The organism is Pseudovibrio sp. Ad5, assembly GCF_001623095.1.
Classification (GTDB): domain Bacteria; phylum Pseudomonadota; class Alphaproteobacteria; order Rhizobiales; family Stappiaceae; genus Pseudovibrio.
In genome coordinates this window covers 98,660-115,343 of record NZ_LMCH01000066.1, presented here as the reverse complement: position 1 = coordinate 115,343, position 16,684 = coordinate 98,660, and the positions used below count along the sequence as shown (strand labels likewise).

The window sequence follows — 16,684 nt, the reverse complement described above, 5'->3', positions numbered from 1 at the left end:
TGTGTTTCAACTTAAATGCGAACTGCTTTAGGCTTTCGAGTTTATGCCTCTCGTCAACTTGTCGCTCCAGAAAGAAAGCCTCGGATTAGATAATTGGCTTTCATGCACAAACAGAGCGAGACACATTGGCGGCACAGGCAAAGGGGGGCACGCAATTGACAGACTGCTAAGGGAGCCGGATTGAAGCATTGAGGGAAGACAGACAATCAGATCTGTACCTTTCAGAAGAACACCCAGACTATCAAAGTCAGAAACGCGTAGCGCGATGTTTCTCTTCAAGCCCTGCTCGGCTAACAGCTGATCAATTCCTGAGCTCCTGATCTCACCATGAGAAACCACCGCATGATTTGCAGCGCAATATTCCGTTAAAGTCTGAGGTGCAGAACACACAGAGCTGTCATAGAAAACTGCCATTTCCATATCGACTAACTTACGTTGAATAATATCTCCACCCTCTTTCAAAAGTGTGGGGAACAATGCCAAATCAACATTTCGGTTTCGTAGATTTTCGCGAACTTCCAGCCAGGATCCGGTAGAGCGCAGCTCCAGAGTCATGCAAGGTGCGAGTTTCCGAAGTTCATTGAACATCGGCTTGACCAGGAGATCCCGCTCCAATGCATTCGCTGCGATCTTGAGTGTCCCTACATCTTGCTTTGGTAGGTACGAAGCAGGCATGGCGAGAGTGTCGTAGTCTCTCAAAATACGGTGCGCAACCGGCAAGATCTGAAGCATCCGTTCTGTCGGCTCAATGCTATTGCCCACTCGGATATAAAGTTGATCAGCCAAGGTCTTTCGAGCACGTTCTAGAGAGTAACTAAGCGAGGATTGCGTCATTCCCAGACGAGTAGCAGCGCGGGTTACGGAGCGGGTCTCATTCAACTCTACCAACTGCCTAAGGGTTGAGCCATCTAATGTAAGGTGATCGAAAATCTTCATAACCTGAATCTAATAGGTGTTATCGCTAGAACTCACAAGGCCGTCTATATCTCGACGTTTACATATGGAGCGTCCGATGAAATTTCTATCGAAACTGACAGCAGTCTGTTTGATCTTATTGTCTTCTGCTGGTCTTGCCGGTGAGTTGGAAAAAAACAACAAAGAACTGGTGCTAAATGCTCTGGCAAAAGTGTTCGACGCACAAAAGACTGAGCTGATTGAGACCTATTATCACCCGCAATACATACAGCACAGCCCAGAGGTTAAGGACGGTGTTGACGGTCTGAGCGAAGCGATCACGCAGATGCGGGAAAATGAAATTACCCCTGCGAGAGAAGTCGTGCGCGTTGTTGCTCAAGACAATCTTGTTGCGACGCAGTCACGCGTCACAATTGGTGAACACACAATGATTGTTGGAGATTTATTTCGTGTCCAGGACGGGAAAATCATAGAACATTGGGATGCGAGCCAGATTGAAACATCGAAATCAAAAACCGCCAATGGCAATTCGATGATTGATGGCGGAGGGAACCCGAATGCAGATGTTTCCGAGGCAGACCTTGCTCGGAATAAAGAAATGGCTACTGATTTCTTTGCTAAAGGCATTGCGGGTGATGTCGCGACTCTCAAAAGTCTTTTTGGTGAAGAGTATATTCAGCATAACCCGCAGGTTCCAAATGGGATTGAGCCAATCCTTGGGTTCTTCAAGAACAGTGACGGTAAACTCAGCAATGTCACCGTGCACCAAGCCGTGTCTGAAGGGGACCTCACATTTGCTCTGGTAGAGTATGCGGACTGGGGGAATGCAGTGATCGAGATTGTTCGGCATGATGATGAGGGAAAGATTGTAGAACACTGGGACATCGTGCAGGAAATTCCGAAAGATTTTTCGCATGAAAACGGTATGTTCTAGGCTTTTAAATGTTTCGGCTGTTGAAGGATGAAATGAAAGAGCCGGAGGCGATGAAACGCTCTCCGGCTTTCAAGTTTACAATTACCTTGGCTTGATGGGAGGCGAGTGCCTTACGCTTCTGCTGGCGTAAGTGCTTGTTGTTGTTGCTTTCTCAGTTTTGCCAAGTGGTAAATGTTGATGAACACGCACATGCCGTTGAGCAAAACAACCGGGTAAGCATCAACTGCGACACCATAAATGGTGAACAGGATGCAACCGACCATATTGATCACACGAAGCCACAGGACGTTGCCCATCAGGAGGGAAGTCATCACAGTAATTGAGGCCAGATAGCCTACAAGTTCCATATTCATTATGCCGCAGCCATTTCTGGTGTTGTTGCATATGCAGTTTCCAGAGCCAGTTCCATCATCTGGTTAAAGCTGGTCTGGCGTTCTTCAGAGGAGGTTTCCTCAGCCGTGATCAGGTGATCGGATACGGTCAGCACGCACAGCGCTTTCACACGGAATTCCGCAGCAATTGCAAACAGAGCCGCAGCTTCCATTTCAACTGCCAGAACGCCCATTTTCTGCATCGCTGGCAGCAGTGCAGGATTGGAGCCGTAGAAAAGATCACCTGAGAGGATGTTACCAAAGCGCGGCGACAGACCTAGCTCGCCAGCAGCATCAGAACAGGCCTTCAGTAATTCAAAATCAGGTGCAGCAGCATAATCGTAACCAGCAAAGCGATCGCGGATCATTGCGGAGTTGGTGCTGGCACTTGTTGCGACAATCAGATCGCGCAGTTTCAGCTCTTCATCAACACCGCCACAGCTGCCCACGCGAATGATTTGTTTCACGCCGTAAAAGTTGATCAGCTCATGCGCATAGATAGAGATGGATGGCATACCCATACCATGTGCCATAACTGAAATTGGCTTACCCTTGTATTCACCAGTAAAACCAAGCACATTACGCACGTTTGTTACTTCGCGTACATTTTCCAGATAGGTTTCTGCAATATACTTTGCGCGAAGCGGATCACCCGGCATGAGGACTGTTTCAGCAAAGTCTCCAGTCTGGGCGTTGATATGCGGTGTCATCAGATTCTCCTATGCAGCTTGCAAGGAGAAAGGTAGAAATATCTCCGATTCAAAAACAGGACAATTGTCCGCATCTCTGAACTAAATAATGCAAAAATGACAATTAAATCGCTCGCAGACATTGGACATAAGGAAGTATTAGAATGGGTCAAAACTGGTCCGTTTCTTCTACGCTATATGGAGCCCGGAGATTACCTGCTCCGGCAAGGCCAAAACCTTGAACACCTGTATTGGATCGACGATGGCTTCTGCACGGTCAGTTACACCGCTGCCAATGGGCGGCGCTTCAGTCACGGCAGATTCAATATCGAAGATCGCCTTTACGGTGAGATCGAGTTTTTGACGGGCAAACCAATTCAGTTCGACATCCGCTGCGATGGTCCCGTCAGCGTGCGCGTTATCCCGATTGCAGAGCTGGAAGCCCTGTTAGTGCAACACCCTCATGTGGGCATCTGGCTCAGCCAATGTCTGGCCGACACCTATCAGGGTGTTATGGACAGGGTCACCTCGCACTTCATGTACCCGCTGGCCTACAACATCGCCAAAGACCTGCTCCTCCGTGAGCGCGGCAACAAACCACCAATCCAGTTCGAGCGCGTCTTCCGCGAAGCCGAGCGCTTCGGCTGCTCAGAACGCGTCTACCGCCGTGCCGTCAGTCAACTGATCGAACACGGCCTGGTCGAAAAACGAGGCCGCGAACTCAAAGTCGCCAACCACACCAAACTGGAACGCTATCTGGCCGAAGAAGAAGAGCGGTAAGCCATTCAATGTCGCAGTGCTTCGCTGAATTTGACGTTGAACGAGGCGGAGTCCCAAGGGTCCAGAATGATACGGACAATGTTGACACTTTTGGGCTTATCTAGATTGTCTAGCAGTTCAGCCATGTCTTTTTCGGTGCGGACTACGAAACTGTTACAGGTTTGGCCCTCTACACCGCCAAATGCTGAGCCTAACTCCTCGTAGTTCCAGACGGGTGTGTTGTTATAGGAGCGTTCCTTACCAGGATAGATCTGCCGCTCAGCCCCATAACCTTTGTTATCCAGAACAAAGAGAACGCAGTCAGTTTCATATTTGATCAGCGTTGAAAGCTCTTGTGCAGTCATATGGAAGGCACCATCGCCAGTGATCATATAACACCGTCGTCCTGATGCTTCCTTTGCAAAAATACCTCCGCAAAACAAAGCGAAGCCGGCTCCCAGTGATCCATAGTTTCCGCAACCATGAATATCGACACCAACAGGATACTCTGCCTGAGAGGCATTAATGTACCCGCCTGTATCTCCAAACATGACATCACCAGCTTTGGCATAATTTGCGAACTGAACAAACAGACGGTCGATTGTCAGGTTTTTGTCCGTTGGATCAAACCTGTCGCTTCTTTGAAAGCTAAAGCGCCGCGCAGTCTTGGAAATTTCGAGTGTTCCAGCCTGATCATTTTTTGCCTCTTTGAGCAGGGCCGGCAAAAAGTCTCGCAAATAGACTTTATCATAGACATGATTGTTGATGAGGACTTGGTCAAAATCCATCCAGATGCAATCCTGCTCTTCGCCAAGCTTGCTGGTGAAAACACCGGTGTCGAATTCGTTAAGTGTCATGCCCGCGACAAGGGCCAAATCTGCCGTTTCAACAGTCGTCTTTGTCGCGTCGCAGCTCATGGCACCCATATACATGCCTGCCGCATTCGGATGACCTTCAAAAGCGGGAATTTTGCCAACAAATGTTGTCGCGACACTGGCATTGAGGCATTCAACAAGGCTCTTGGTTTCTTCAATCAGCTTCTCTCGCTGTAGTAGATGTCCCGTCACAACACTGCGGGTCTGTGAGCTGTTGAGCAAGCCAACTGTATGACACAAGGCAGCTTTCAGGTTCACCTGTGAGGATTGATTGAGCCAAAGATCAAGAGGTTCTGTTGGCTTTTCTACTTCAGCCAGTTGAAGATCGTAAGGAATTTCAAGATAAACAGGCTTTTTCCTTTGCATTGCTGTGCGGATGAGATCATCAATCTCAGCCGAAGCAGTCTCCAGCCGGGTTAATCGATGAGAAGCGGCTGTAATCGGACGAAAAGCCTCCAGACAAGCATCGAAATTAGTATCTATAACGTGGTGCAATTTGCGTGGTGTAGGCGTGGTCAGAACTTCAATTGTCGGGGTGCCTGCAATCACAATCATTGGTGTGCTGTCTGCGAATGATCCACCCACCGCATTGGCAGTGCTAAGCGAACCAACACCGTAAGTCACGGCAACAGCACCAAAGCCAGACATCTTGGAATAACCATCCGCTGCATACGCACCATTAAGTTCATTACAAACTAGAATATGCTCCACGCCATGATCTTGGTCGATCAGCTCATCAAATAAAGGCAGAACATAATCGCCGGGAATCCCAAAGACATGGTTGGCACCAACCTCTTTCAAACGAAGAAAGAGATAGGTAGAAACAGACACTTTCGTTGATTGAGATGACATGGAAACGCTCCTCTTAAGCAGTTTCTTTCATTCTCGCATGAGATCTGAGTAAACCGCCTACTGGCTTGCATTTAGCGATACTGAGCGTTTCCATCCGCTTTAAAAAATTACTGCATTTCAGTCACTGAAATAACTTATTCGGCAATAAACAACAGCACTTCATGCGGTGTATTCATGGTGCCGTTGTGTTCTTCCAAACACCTGGTGATCTCAGCCATGAGCTAACCAATCTTTGCAATTACAATTGAAGGAACACAGGCAGCATACTATGAATGAAGGAAGGCACCACCAAGCAAACAGGGGAGGGATAGTTTGCAGCACGATCACACATGCGCGTCCCTGCCTGAAACGCTTGCTCAGGTCTGGCATCATTCGGGTGAACTCGGTGTCTCCGGACCAATCCTGCCGGATGGGTGCAGAGATCTGATCGTCACGGAAGTAGAAGGCAAACGCCCGTCGTGGCATGTGTCAGAGCTGTTCGATGAGCCGCACCAGACAGAACGCATAACTGTTAAGCGCATGATCGGCTTTCGCCTGAAGCCGGGCACGCAGGTAAACGAACAAGACCTGATCAAAGCGCTGAGCGTGCTGGGCTCCTGGGATGAAGCCACCATCTGTAAATTGCTTGCAGACCACACCCGCCTCAACACCAGAGTATCCGAAGCGCTGGGCTGTATCGCGGAGGAGCAATTGTCCATTGCCGCCTCCGCTGGAGCGTTGGGGGTGACGCTCAAAACCTTGCAGCGCACCTTGGCACGCCACACTTGTCGCTCGCCTGTCTACTGGCGCCAGCTCGCCCGCATCCGCAAAACCGCGCGTGCTATTGAAACCGCAGAAGGTTGGGCTGATTTTGCCCTCGACAACGGCTTCTCCGACCAGGCGCATATGACTCGCGAGTTCCAGCGCTGGTTCGGCACCTCACCCATGCAATTTGCCGCAAACTCCGGCTTCAAGCAGCAGGCTCAGTCCATCGCGTTTGGGTGAGCCTCAGCCTCAAGCCGGGGCCGTCACTGGCGAGCAAATCTCAATCAGAAAGCCGTTCATGTCCTTCACGTAGGATGTTGTCTGCCCCCATGGCTCGTCTTTGACCTCCTGCACAAGCTCAGCACCGGCTGCCAATGCTTTTGCAAGGTTGCCTGCCACATCGTCAGTCTGGAACGCAATCTCAAAGCACGGATTGCTTGCATCCGCCTGCGATGGGTTTTTGCCAAGGTTCTTCATCAACTCGAAGGAGGAGAAGGACAGTGTCGTCTCGCCAGTTTTCACCTCGCCATAATCCCCTCCCTCAGTAATCAGACCCGCCTCCACATCAAACGCCTTGCAATAAAAGTCGATGGTCTCACGAGGGCTCTCAACGTACAGAATAACGTATTTCAAATGCATGGATTTCCTCCTGTTTTCATGAGGATGACCCTAGTCAGGCACGGTGCCCACGTATTGAAAAAAAGCGACACTTTCATCGGCGAAACTCTGGTCAAACTTGAATGCAAAGCGGAGGGAATCTGCTAGGCTCCCTCAGGTTCCTGCCAGCGAGGCTGTCTCATGCGCAATTTCCGCAAAGTTCTGTACGTGCTCATCACCTGCTTCATCAGCATCTACGGCGCCTACTTCGCCTACACATCGTTTTATGAAGGCACGCTGTTCAACGTCATCGCGGGCCTGCTGATTTGCATTGTTGGCATCATAGGCCTCTACGGCACATTTAGCGGCAAAACGCAGGACACAAAGTAAGGAGAGGGATGATGCACGACTTATCAGAATACAAGGCAAAATCAGGAAGTTTCGAGCCAGTCTGGACAATCGAAATCCAGACGCTGGAGGAGGACACTGACCGCATATTAGACGCCGTCATGCAAGTGCACCCGCTCAGCTTTGGGCGCTACCAGCGCAACGCCAGTATTTCGGCGGTTGGCAAGGAAACCGCCCAGCCCGAACCAAACTCAACCACCACAACCCACATTGAGGGCTTTCAGGCTGGCATGACAGAGACCTACCCCATGGTAGAGCTCAAAATCTCCATTGAGCGCGACCCGAAAGTGCTCGAAAAAGTCATGGACGCCATAATCTACGCTCACCACTACGAAGAACCCGTCATCTTCCTGCGCGAAGACTGGGCCAGCCGCGCCGCCTACAACCCCAACAGCACCAACCCAAACCGCTGGTGGAACAACGGCAAAGGCATGCCGGAAAAGGTGGAATGAGGAGCGAGGGTAGTTGCTACCAATTTTTGCTGTAAAAGTTTTGCTGCTCGACTTCTATTTGGTGTTTATCTGGATTCCAACCAAAGTTATCAAAAATCTCAATAATAACCTCAGTTGCGACTTTATTGGAGTATTGACTTAGCTCCACTTTCGTAATGCTTCTTTCAATCAATAATCTTTCAATATTGAGCCTTTTCTCATCGAAAAATGCACCTCTTTCTGGTTTGCTGAACCACAACTGCCTAGCTTGACTGTTTTCAAGAGATAGAATGAGTTTAACTCCGCTTTCGTAAAGACCAGCTTCGTATAGCCGCTTAGAGAACTCGAGAATTTCAGAGACTTGGTAAATCGTATTAAAGACGCTTAATAGTTTACCCTTTGGCCTATCGCGATCTTGGCTTTCAGCTGTGTCTTCCCACATATTCTTGTAATAGAGAAACTGAGAACTCTTATACATTCTCCAAAACTCAGAATGATGTTGCCAGTCGCACCAAGCTTCAACATAGTCTCCAAATCGTTCTAAGCCACCATTATCGGGATTGCGACTAATGTGCGGGTAATCCCACCCTCTAAGAGAAACTCGACTTTGCTTAACTAAAATTTCGTAGTCATCAAAAGATCGACGTTTTTGCTCTGGCCGCAATGGGCGCATATTGATCCGCCAATATCCTGCACCTCGAATTTTATCTAAGAGGCCTTCTTTCATTAGAGGTCTCCCAATTCTGCATCATAGTCTTGCTGGTTGTCTTCGGTCACAGTTTCTTCGGCTTGCTCTGGAGCTTCCAATAGTCCTATCATTTGAAGTTGCTGCGTTCTGCGAGCAATCGATAGCTCCACAATTTTTCGCATGTCATTTGAGTTTGACACTTGAGCACTCTGCGCACGACCGCTTTGAGGACGAAAATAGATCACTCCTGCACTAACGTCAGTTCCGTCACGCTTGCAAATTACAGGCAGCTCCTCAAATGGCTGGACGCTTAAGATAGCATAATTTCTACCATCGTTATCTTGCGCAATTGTGCAATGAAAGTTAACAAAAGGATCAGCGTATGGAGCAATTTGATCTTTCATAGTATCGATGTCAAAACTCGCAATTTGGTCGTTGTTTAGTCCTTGCCTCGCGAAGGTTCCATCTTCGACACCAAATATAATCGTTCCGCCATCTTGAAGATTTGCCATAGCCAGGATATCTTTTACTAAACTGTGCTTATCCCAAAGCATAGCCCCTTTAAATTCCAGCCTATCGGTTTCTATAGCGCCTTCGAGTAGAACTTCCAATTCAGCGGTGTTCATTCAACTCGTTCTCCGATGACCAAAATAAATAGGTTAGTACGAATCCTTAAAATGCGATGCTAAAGGCAGAAGGGCATCTGTGCAATGTTGTGGCGCGGAATTACGCTCTTAGTCTTTCAAGCTCCCATTCCTACACCAACCCCCTGCCTTTATGGGGTAATTCCATTTCCTCTCATTGACACCCGCAGCAAGACGGCGCATCCTTAGTTTGAGGCGTCGAAACCTCTCACAGAGCGGTCACCGCTGCCGTTTATTGGCGGTCTTTTTGTGTCTGGAGTTAGGTCTTCAAACGCAAACTCTCGCTTATGGGCGGGAGGGCGGTGAATACAATACCCTTCGCGGGGGAATAAACCCGCCTGTCTCTGTCAGGTTTCGAACCTCCCGCTCGCCAGTGGGTTGTCGAAAGCTTTCTGTCGAGTGGTTTGTTCAACAAGCCAACAGAGAAGGCTTAATGATGACCAAAACTGAAGATGAGAAAAGTGCCCATATGTCCCTTCGCAATGAAGTGGACCAGCTCAACCTTTCATCCAACCACCTCAAAAATCTGGTTTATTCCATGAGTGTGGTGATGAGTGAGCGCATGGAGCACACGCAGGAATATGAAGCGTTGCTGACGCTGTTTGATACTGTGCGCAGCCACATAGAAGATGTGCAGGGATGTAGCGAGAAGATATCGGAATTGCTCGAGCCTTGCGCGCTGGACCTCACCAAAACCTAACAAGCATAGAGAGTGAGCAGAGGCATAACCTCTGCTGAACTTGCCTGAGAGGCAATGCGCTTCTCAGGCTTTTTCAGTGTATCTCCGAAAAGTGGAAACCGGTTTTCGGATAAAGATACGCAAGCACAACAGCTAAAGCAGTTCAGCTTAAATGCGAACTGCTTTAGCTAAGGTCTGCTTAGAACTGTACCGGCACAGTCTCGCCAGTAGAAATCTTACACTCGCCAACGCCGCCATCTGAAAAACCAGAGCTTGGGTTGCTCAGAGTAATCTGGCACTGCATGGAGCGAGCAGCGCTGAACAGCACGCCTTTAGCTCTTGAGTTGTACGTGGTGGAAGAGCTGGAGGAGAAGAAATCATCGTCGTCATCGTCATAGAAGAACCCGTCTTCAACGCTCTCGGTCTGCTTTTTTTCTGTCACCAGCTTACCGGTGAAAAACTCGCCGCTGGAAAGAGTCGCCACAGCGGAGGCCGCGCCATCATCGAGGAATTCTTCCGTCACCTGAAAAGTCACGCTCTGGGAGTTCTTGCCGTCTTTGCTGACAACACGTCCCTGTCCGGTTGTGGTGGACTGACAACCCGCCAAAACTGCAACAGCAGCAACGCACACACCGATCTTGAAAATAGTCTTCATTGTAATTCACCAATCCCGAAAAGTTAAATGTCGGTTTTGGCTGTCTGGAAGTCGTTTCAAATAACGCAGTCACCGCAGCCAAAAGCCCCTGAACCGGCTGTAGGTCAGGGGCAACTTGGTCGGCAATCACAAAAAGCACAGTGTGAGAAAAATTTCGCTCTCTAAAACTCGACTGGGAACGATCCTCCAGTGGAGAGCTTACACTGCCCAACACCACCATCAGAGAAACCATCAGCCGGATTGGAAAGCGTTACAACACAGCGCATGCTCCGCTTCGCGCTAAACAAAACACCGCGGGCATAAGGGCTGTATGTGGTTGAGAAGGTGGAGACGAAGAACGGCCCGTCGTCAAAGCCGTCAAAATCATCGAAGTCGTCGAAATCATCAAACCCATCATCGAAGTCGCTTTCTCCAATGTTGGTGGTCTGGCTCTTCGCAGTAACGAGCTTACCGGTAAACACCTCGCCATCTGGCAATGTGGCCGTTGTCGCTGCTCCGCCACTGCCAAAGAAATTCTCGGTCACTTCAAAGTTAACCGCTTTGCCACCCAGACGACCTTGCCCGGGCGTTGTTGTCTGGCAACCCGCCAAACCAGCAATGGCGACCAGGCACAAACCTGTCGTGAAAAAGCGTCTCATTCTGCGTTCCAATCCCGAATTAAAATGCAAACAACTCGGGGCAGAATTACAGAAAAATGTTGCCAAACGTATTCAAACACCGCTTGTAACAAATGCTGAAACACCAGCGAAAATGTACACAGGCAGACTACTTTTTCTTGCCGTGGCGCACAGCTCCACGACGCTTGAAAATGGCTTTACGTTTCTTGATTGTCTGCTGCTTCAGCTTCCGCTCCATATTGGCGATAATGGTGTTAAGGAAGCCAAATTGCACCTCTGCTTCCATTACTCTGCCTTTGCTCAGGAAACTCTCAATCTTGTAAGCTGCCTCACTGGCTGTTTCGTTGTTGTCTATAAAGAGGGCCAGATCGTCATCATCCTGAATAGCACTGCGTTGGCCGAAAAGTTTGTTGACGGTATCAGTCAGCTCCTCAACTTTGATCTGATATCCGTCGATTTTTGCAGCAGTACGTTGCCCACGTTCAAACGCAATTCGCACGCTCTCCATAGCAATCTGGGCATTCTCAAGAGCATCCCTGGCTTCATCTATCCGGGCGAGATCTTCTGCCTTGCTGAGATAAGCTTCGGCATTCTTGACCATGCTCTCAAATTTAGCGAGCTCCTCGGAGTTCTTAAAGAGGTCCTTGTTTCTGTCATAGGACTTGAGTTCGCGATAGATTTGTTCAATGCCAATCTTAACATCTTCCTTGGCATCAAGATCCGGTGTCTGGTCTTTGCTTTCTTCTTCAACAGCTGGCGCAGGAGCCTGCTGCAACATCTCTTGTAAGATCGATGCGCACTCATTAAATTGGTCGAACTGCTTCTCCGCCTCCTTCCCTTCATCTATTTTCAGATGATCCAGCATGATCTGGATGCAAACCAATGCCCTCGCGTGATGTGTCGCAAAGCGCTCAAGAAGCGCTTCATTTCCGTCAAAGCGATACTGCTCGGCATACAGCTTTGACAATAAGGATTGTCTGTCACTGACTTCCAGGATCATTTCAGAGCGCAGATTATCCCGATCGATGCGTGTTGCTTCATAAGCTTCCTCAAAAGCTCTCCGGTCATCCTCAATCTTGTCCATCATGGTTTTGGCAAAGCCGGCGAGTTGGTCTTTGATCGCTTTGCGAAGATTAGTCAGCGTTTCCTGAGAGGTTTTGTAACAGCTATCAAATGAAGTCAGGTCGATGTTCCAGGCATCAAACTCAGCGCGTTTTTGATGAATTCCGGCAATAATGTTTTCGTAGTATGCCGCACCTTCAGACAAACCATTCAACAATGAGCTCAGGATTTGTCGGCTGTTGACCTGTATCTTCTGCAGGATGATCAGATCTTTCTTTGCTTCAGAAAGAGATGCACGTGCGCTTTCCAGATCATCTCCTGCAAGTGCCGTACTGCCTTCTTCATGATGCTGCATCGCGCCAGCATAGGCAGCTTCCAGATCAGTCACATACTCATCAACACAATGCGGTCGCGCCTGACTGAAAATCGTATTGATAGCGGCGCAGGTCTGATCAAATTGCTGCGCCAGCTCAGCCCGCTCCGCACTATGAGGATCAAGAGGTGCCTGTTGCTGCGCTGGGTTCGGTGCGGGTTCAGCTTTTCTTTTCTTTTTCTTCCGCGGTGCCTGCGTAACGCAGCGTTCCAGATTTGCCAAAGCGACCTTGAGATTGCTCAAAATGGCCCGTGCATCCCTCACTTTACCTTCTGCAATCAACCCTTCCACCTGAAAGGCGAAATCATTGGCAATGCTGTTGTAGCTCAGGAAGTCGTTTTTATGGTCAGGATCTTGCAGAGCGGTCCCTTGCTCATACACAGCATTGATCCGGTCTTTCGCAGCTTCGGCATCTGCAAGATAACCCTCAACTTTTGCAGCAGTATTCGCGCCGCGCTCATAGGCAATTTCCATGGAATCGAGCGTAATACGAGCATTGTCGAGCGCTTCCTCTGAGGCCTCAAACCTCTTCCGTTCCATAAGGACCGATGCTTGCTCGGCAAAGCCTGCAGCCTTGTCATGCAGGTTGGTGTAGATCAGCCGCTCTTCGTTGTCTCTGAAGACACTGCCCATACTGTCATAATCTTCAAGTTCCACATTGATACGTGCAATTGCCTTTTGCAGCATCTCCCGGGCTTCAGCTTCAGTCGCAGCAGTGTTGACCTGCGGCATCCACTGCAAGCTACGGGTTTCTTTCTCCAGTTTTTTCAAACCATTGCGTGAGTTTCCAATAGCCTGATCAGCTTCCTCAACCCGCTGGCCACCCACGCAGGCCTCTGCGTAATCAATAAGTGCAGTCACTTCACCGCAAAGGGCATCAAAGCGGACCAACTGCTTGCCACCAAACTTCTCGTCAGCCTGCGCGTATCTCTCAAAGTCTTTGCGCGTGTCTGCCAGTGGTTCGAGTGTTCTGCGAAGATCCTCAATTTGCTGAGTTTGAATCTGAAGCATTGATTCCGCTTCAGTTATGTAGTCCCGCATGTCAGCCGCACAGTCACGAATGTCCATGATGCTCTCTTGAGCAAGACGGACACTCTTGGCCAGGAGATCGGTACGCGCGCTTAGGATCGCCGTACGGGCAGATTGATAAGCTGCCTCGAAAGAGGGGAAGTTGACACCGTGGTTTTTTACAATATCCCGTTGACCGTTAAGTCCCTCAACAGCGCTTTCCTGAGCGGTGACTTCACCTGAAAGTCTCTTGAGTTCCTCCTCATCGAAACCTTCCGGTGGAGTGATCTCGATTTCTGAAGTTCCAACAACTGCCTGCAACAACACCTGCTGCATCTGCGAAATGAGCTTTTCAGTTTCCTCCAGCGCGTTCTCACAGTCTATGCCGCGGTTGCTGAGAACTGCATCGTTTGCTTTCTTTGCTGCAGCCGCTGCTTCGCCATAAACCTTATCAAAGGTACTTTGCTGCTGTGGGCTATTATCCAATGTGACGCGCTGACCAGCCAGATCTCGAATTTCTCGCTGAGCGATCGACACCTTCAGCAAAAGCGCGGTACCAGCAGCATCCGCGTATCGCTTTGCGCTGTCCATCGCATCTTTCAGAACAGTGTATCTCTCTTTTGCAACTGAGAGCGTCCTGTCGACCTCTGACACCACATAACCGGAGATCGCTCTGTTCATTTCCGTGAAGTTATCTCGCGTCGCGTCATAAGCCTTATCGACTGCAGACAAGTCCACATTCCAGAGCAAGACAGGCTCGCGCTCTTTGTAGACATCCTCAACGCGCTTTTGTTGCAATGCTGCAGTTTTCTTAAGCTCAACCAGCTCCTCAACCGCATTACCGCGCCCTTTTTGATAGGCGGATTGCATTGTCTTCAGGTATTGGTCCGCCTTGTCGGTGTGCGCTTTGATTGCGCCAAGATCCGTGAAACCGTTCTCATCCTCTTTTCCAACCAGATCTTTAGCCAGCTCAATCTGTTCTTCTCCCAACTCCTTAGCTGCTTCAAAAAGATCCTGACTTTCATCCTCTTCGGTAAAGACAGGTTTGCGTTTTCCGGCAACCCTGATGGACTTGGCAGCCTTTCTGAGACGCTTGAAGAGATTTCCGAGTTCCGCATCGTGCGCTTTTTTGCGGGCAGTCAGCTCATCATCTGGTTCCGCATCGGTTTTTTGAGTGACCTCTTCATTACTCTCAGCCGTTGCATCAAGGGAAACGTCATCAAGCGGGATGTCTTCAAATTCACCCTCCTCAGTGGGATCTCCCTCCACCAATGGGAACTTCCATTGCAAACGCCTGTAGACCTTTTGCGCCCAGTGGTGCTGTTCTGAAGTGAGCTTGTTCTCCGGCATAGGAAACTCCGCAACGTGATGGATTGTTGGTTGTAACTTAGTCTCTGATGTTCTGGATTTGAGGCATAATCGGGCGTTTGGCATGAGATTTGAGCGAACTAGTGAAGATAGAATTGTGACCACTTGCAGATATTGAAATAAAACGAATGGTTACTTGCCGCGCGGCTTGCCTTCTCTGAGTATCTCACCTAGTAAAGCCTCGTAATTTGCGAGCAAGGCTGCCAGATGTCTGAGAAACAACCCATTATCGTTATTGACCGTGAAACCGGCACAGAGTTTGAAGAAACGGTTCTGGGGGAGAAGTGGATCCGTTGGGCCTATCAGGATTCCAGCTCAAGCCTGATCGAAAAGCTGTTGTTCCGCTCCGCTGCGCTCAGCAAGGCCATGGGCTGGTATTATGACAGCCCGCTTTCCAAAGGCAAAATCCAGAGCGCGATTGATGAGCTGAACATCGACACAGCAGAGTTTGCAGACCCGCAGGAGAGCTTTGCGTCTTTTAATGAGTTCTTCATCCGTCACCTGAAAGAAGGCACACGCCCGTTCGATATTGGCGCAAACACCATCGTTAGCCCGGCGGATGGTCGTGTATTGGTCTTCCCTAAGTTGGATGAAGACACCTTTACCCCAGTGAAAGGCCATCCATTCTCCATCCGCAAAATGCTGCCAGATATCGCAGATCGCTTTATCGGTGGTTCACTGGCAATCGTGCGCCTGTGCCCGGCAGATTATCACCGCTATCACTTCCCTTGTGCGGGCGAAATTGTTAACGCAAGAGACTTTCAGGGTGCCTACCACTCTGTAAACCCGATTGCTCTGGGCGCTGGTCCAGATGTGTTCGGCGAAAACAAACGCAGCTACACACTGCTCAAGACCGAAAATGCGGGCACCATGTGCTACGTGGAAGTCGGCGCGTTTGGTGTCGGTAGCATTGTAAACACAAAGACTTCCGGCCACGTCGCTAAGATGGATGAAAAAGGCTACTTCAAGTTTGGTGGCTCAACAGTTGTTGTCTTGTTTGAGCCGGGTGCGGTAAACTTTAGCGAAGATCTTGTCGCCAACAGTGCTGCAGGTAAAGAAACTCTGGTTAAAGTCGGTCAGCCCTTCGCAACGGTTGCCTGAGAAAATCTCCAGATCGCCTAGCATAAGTTGTATTTATCCAGCGTGACTCTTCGTCCAGACTGTCGGCTTCGCTAACAGACTGGACGGGGCTATGCTATCTTCACTTATCACTCAGGACCACATCGATACCTACCAGCGCGAAGGTGTTGTACTGATCAAGGGCCTCTTTAAGGATCATGTAGATCTGATCAGGGCTGGTATTGAGCGGAACATGGCAGAGCCGGGAGAATATGCAGCAGAAAACCTGAAGGAAGGCGAGGGCGGTCGCTTCTTTGATGACTACTGCAACTGGCAGCGTATTCCTGAGTTTGTCGAGGTGGTGAACAACTCACCAGCGGCAGAAGCAGCAGCAGACCTGATGCAATCCCAAACCGTTCAGATGTTCCACGACCACGTACTCGTCAAAGAACCGGGAACCTCCAAAGCAACGCCATGGCATCAGGATGGACCCTACTACTTTGTTGAGGGACAGCAAACCGTCAGCTTCTGGTCGCCAATGGACGCGGTAACCGGCGCCACCTTGCGCAGTGTTGCTGGCTCTCATCTTTGGGAAAAGCCCGTGCTGCCAATTCGCTGGCTGTCCGAGCAGAACTTTTATGGCGACAGCGACGAGTATATGCCAATCCCGGACCCTGATGCAGAAGGAATGCCGATCCGCGAATGGGAGATGGAACCGGGTGATGCAGTCGCGTTCAACTATTACACGCTGCACGGCGCACGCGGTAATACCACTGAACAGCGCCGCCGCGCATTCTCACTGCGTCTGCTGGGCGACGATGCCCGTTATATCGAACGCCCGGGCCGCACATCTCCGCCATTCCCGGGTCATGATATGAAGCCAGGGCAAATCCTGCGAGAAGACTGGTTCCCAATCATCTACAAGCGTTGACGATTAAAGATCAGGAGTGCAGTCA

At 49.7% G+C, this 16,684-nt stretch carries 18 protein-coding genes; 8 read left to right on the top strand and 10 right to left on the bottom strand.

From position 1 onward, the window contains the following. Positions 1–27: 27 nt before the first annotated feature. Entirely contained in the window at positions 28–936 is a 909-nt protein-coding gene (locus tag PsAD5_RS25575; RefSeq protein ID WP_063294176.1) for a LysR family transcriptional regulator, read from the bottom strand. A gap of 76 nt (positions 937–1,012) precedes the next feature. Here PsAD5_RS25575 and PsAD5_RS25570 point away from each other — a divergent pair, with 76 nt between their 5' ends. Further along, the gene (locus tag PsAD5_RS25570) at positions 1,013–1,849 is read left to right on the top strand and encodes a nuclear transport factor 2 family protein (protein ID WP_193778174.1); all 837 of its coding nucleotides are present in this window, start codon (positions 1,013–1,015) and stop codon (positions 1,847–1,849) included. Positions 1,850–1,959: 110 nt separating this feature from the next. Here PsAD5_RS25570 and PsAD5_RS25565 read toward each other — a convergent pair whose 3' ends face one another. Both PsAD5_RS25565 and deoD read right to left on the bottom strand, forming a co-directional pair. Then, positions 1,960–2,202, bottom strand: a complete 243-nt coding sequence (locus PsAD5_RS25565; protein WP_057461608.1) for a YgjV family protein — start codon at positions 2,200–2,202, stop codon at positions 1,960–1,962. Continuing rightward, the gene (gene deoD, locus PsAD5_RS25560; protein WP_057461610.1) at positions 2,202–2,930 is read right to left on the bottom strand and encodes a purine-nucleoside phosphorylase; all 729 of its coding nucleotides are present in this window, start codon (positions 2,928–2,930) and stop codon (positions 2,202–2,204) included. Before deoD ends, PsAD5_RS25565 begins: the two co-directional genes overlap by 1 nt. 96 nt (positions 2,931–3,026) lie before the next feature. On the opposite strand from deoD, the gene PsAD5_RS25555 reads away from it, so the two are divergent. After that, positions 3,027–3,689, top strand: a complete 663-nt coding sequence (locus tag PsAD5_RS25555; RefSeq protein WP_082596559.1) for a Crp/Fnr family transcriptional regulator — start codon at positions 3,027–3,029, stop codon at positions 3,687–3,689. A gap of 5 nt (positions 3,690–3,694) precedes the next feature. Here the strand turns inward: PsAD5_RS25555 and PsAD5_RS25550 are convergent, their stop codons facing one another. Further along, a complete protein-coding gene (locus PsAD5_RS25550; RefSeq protein WP_063294174.1) occupies positions 3,695–5,395 on the bottom strand; it encodes a thiamine pyrophosphate-binding protein in 1,701 nt (566 codons plus the stop codon). A 312-nt stretch (positions 5,396–5,707) separates the two neighbouring features. On the opposite strand from PsAD5_RS25550, the gene PsAD5_RS25545 reads away from it, so the two are divergent. Beyond that, complete coding sequence (locus PsAD5_RS25545; RefSeq protein ID WP_057461615.1) at positions 5,708–6,379, top strand: helix-turn-helix domain-containing protein; 672 nt, start codon at positions 5,708–5,710, stop codon at positions 6,377–6,379. A 9-nt stretch (positions 6,380–6,388) separates the two neighbouring features. On the opposite strand, the gene PsAD5_RS25540 is transcribed toward PsAD5_RS25545, so the two are convergent. Then, positions 6,389–6,778 (bottom strand): VOC family protein, encoded by a 390-nt coding sequence (locus tag PsAD5_RS25540; RefSeq protein ID WP_057461617.1) that lies wholly within the window; start codon positions 6,776–6,778, stop codon positions 6,389–6,391. A 159-nt stretch (positions 6,779–6,937) separates the two neighbouring features. Between PsAD5_RS25540 and PsAD5_RS25535 the strand changes: the two genes are divergently transcribed. Together PsAD5_RS25535 and PsAD5_RS25530 are read left to right on the top strand one after the other, a co-directional pair. Further along, entirely contained in the window at positions 6,938–7,126 is a 189-nt protein-coding gene (locus PsAD5_RS25535; RefSeq protein WP_057461619.1) for a hypothetical protein, read from the top strand. 11 nt (positions 7,127–7,137) lie between these two features. Beyond that, positions 7,138–7,596 carry a hypothetical protein gene (locus tag PsAD5_RS25530; protein WP_208988838.1) on the top strand — a complete coding sequence of 153 codons (459 nt, stop codon included), beginning with the start codon at positions 7,138–7,140 and terminating at the stop codon, positions 7,594–7,596. Positions 7,597–7,612: 16 nt separating this feature from the next. Here the strand turns inward: PsAD5_RS25530 and PsAD5_RS25525 are convergent, their stop codons facing one another. Together PsAD5_RS25525 and PsAD5_RS25520 are read right to left on the bottom strand one after the other, a co-directional pair. Next, a complete protein-coding gene (locus PsAD5_RS25525; protein WP_063294173.1) occupies positions 7,613–8,302 on the bottom strand; it encodes a hypothetical protein in 690 nt (229 codons plus the stop codon). After that, a complete protein-coding gene (locus tag PsAD5_RS25520; protein ID WP_084406050.1) occupies positions 8,302–8,889 on the bottom strand; it encodes an AlbA family DNA-binding domain-containing protein in 588 nt (195 codons plus the stop codon). The genes PsAD5_RS25525 and PsAD5_RS25520 overlap by 1 nt, the downstream gene beginning before the upstream one ends. Positions 8,890–9,343: 454 nt before the next feature. Here PsAD5_RS25520 and PsAD5_RS25515 point away from each other — a divergent pair, with 454 nt between their 5' ends. Continuing rightward, positions 9,344–9,607, top strand: a complete 264-nt coding sequence (locus PsAD5_RS25515) for a hypothetical protein (RefSeq protein WP_063294383.1) — start codon at positions 9,344–9,346, stop codon at positions 9,605–9,607. 178 nt (positions 9,608–9,785) lie between these two features. Here the strand turns inward: PsAD5_RS25515 and PsAD5_RS25510 are convergent, their stop codons facing one another. The 3 genes from PsAD5_RS25510 to PsAD5_RS25500 form a co-directional block, all read right to left on the bottom strand. Next, entirely contained in the window at positions 9,786–10,241 is a 456-nt protein-coding gene (locus PsAD5_RS25510) for a hypothetical protein (protein WP_063294172.1), read from the bottom strand. A 161-nt stretch (positions 10,242–10,402) separates the two neighbouring features. Next, positions 10,403–10,879, bottom strand: coding sequence for a hypothetical protein (locus tag PsAD5_RS25505; protein ID WP_063286588.1), 477 nt, complete (start codon positions 10,877–10,879; stop codon positions 10,403–10,405). A gap of 127 nt (positions 10,880–11,006) precedes the next feature. Further along, positions 11,007–14,651: a hypothetical protein gene (locus PsAD5_RS25500; protein WP_063294171.1), complete on the bottom strand. Its 3,645-nt coding sequence runs from the start codon at positions 14,649–14,651 to the stop codon at positions 11,007–11,009. 225 nt (positions 14,652–14,876) lie between these two features. Between PsAD5_RS25500 and asd the strand changes: the two genes are divergently transcribed. Together asd and PsAD5_RS25490 are read left to right on the top strand one after the other, a co-directional pair. After that, positions 14,877–15,770: an archaetidylserine decarboxylase gene (gene asd, locus PsAD5_RS25495; RefSeq protein WP_063294170.1), complete on the top strand. Its 894-nt coding sequence runs from the start codon at positions 14,877–14,879 to the stop codon at positions 15,768–15,770. 91 nt (positions 15,771–15,861) lie between these two features. Continuing rightward, a complete protein-coding gene (locus PsAD5_RS25490; protein WP_063294169.1) occupies positions 15,862–16,659 on the top strand; it encodes a phytanoyl-CoA dioxygenase family protein in 798 nt (265 codons plus the stop codon). Positions 16,660–16,684: the final 25 nt, after the last annotated feature.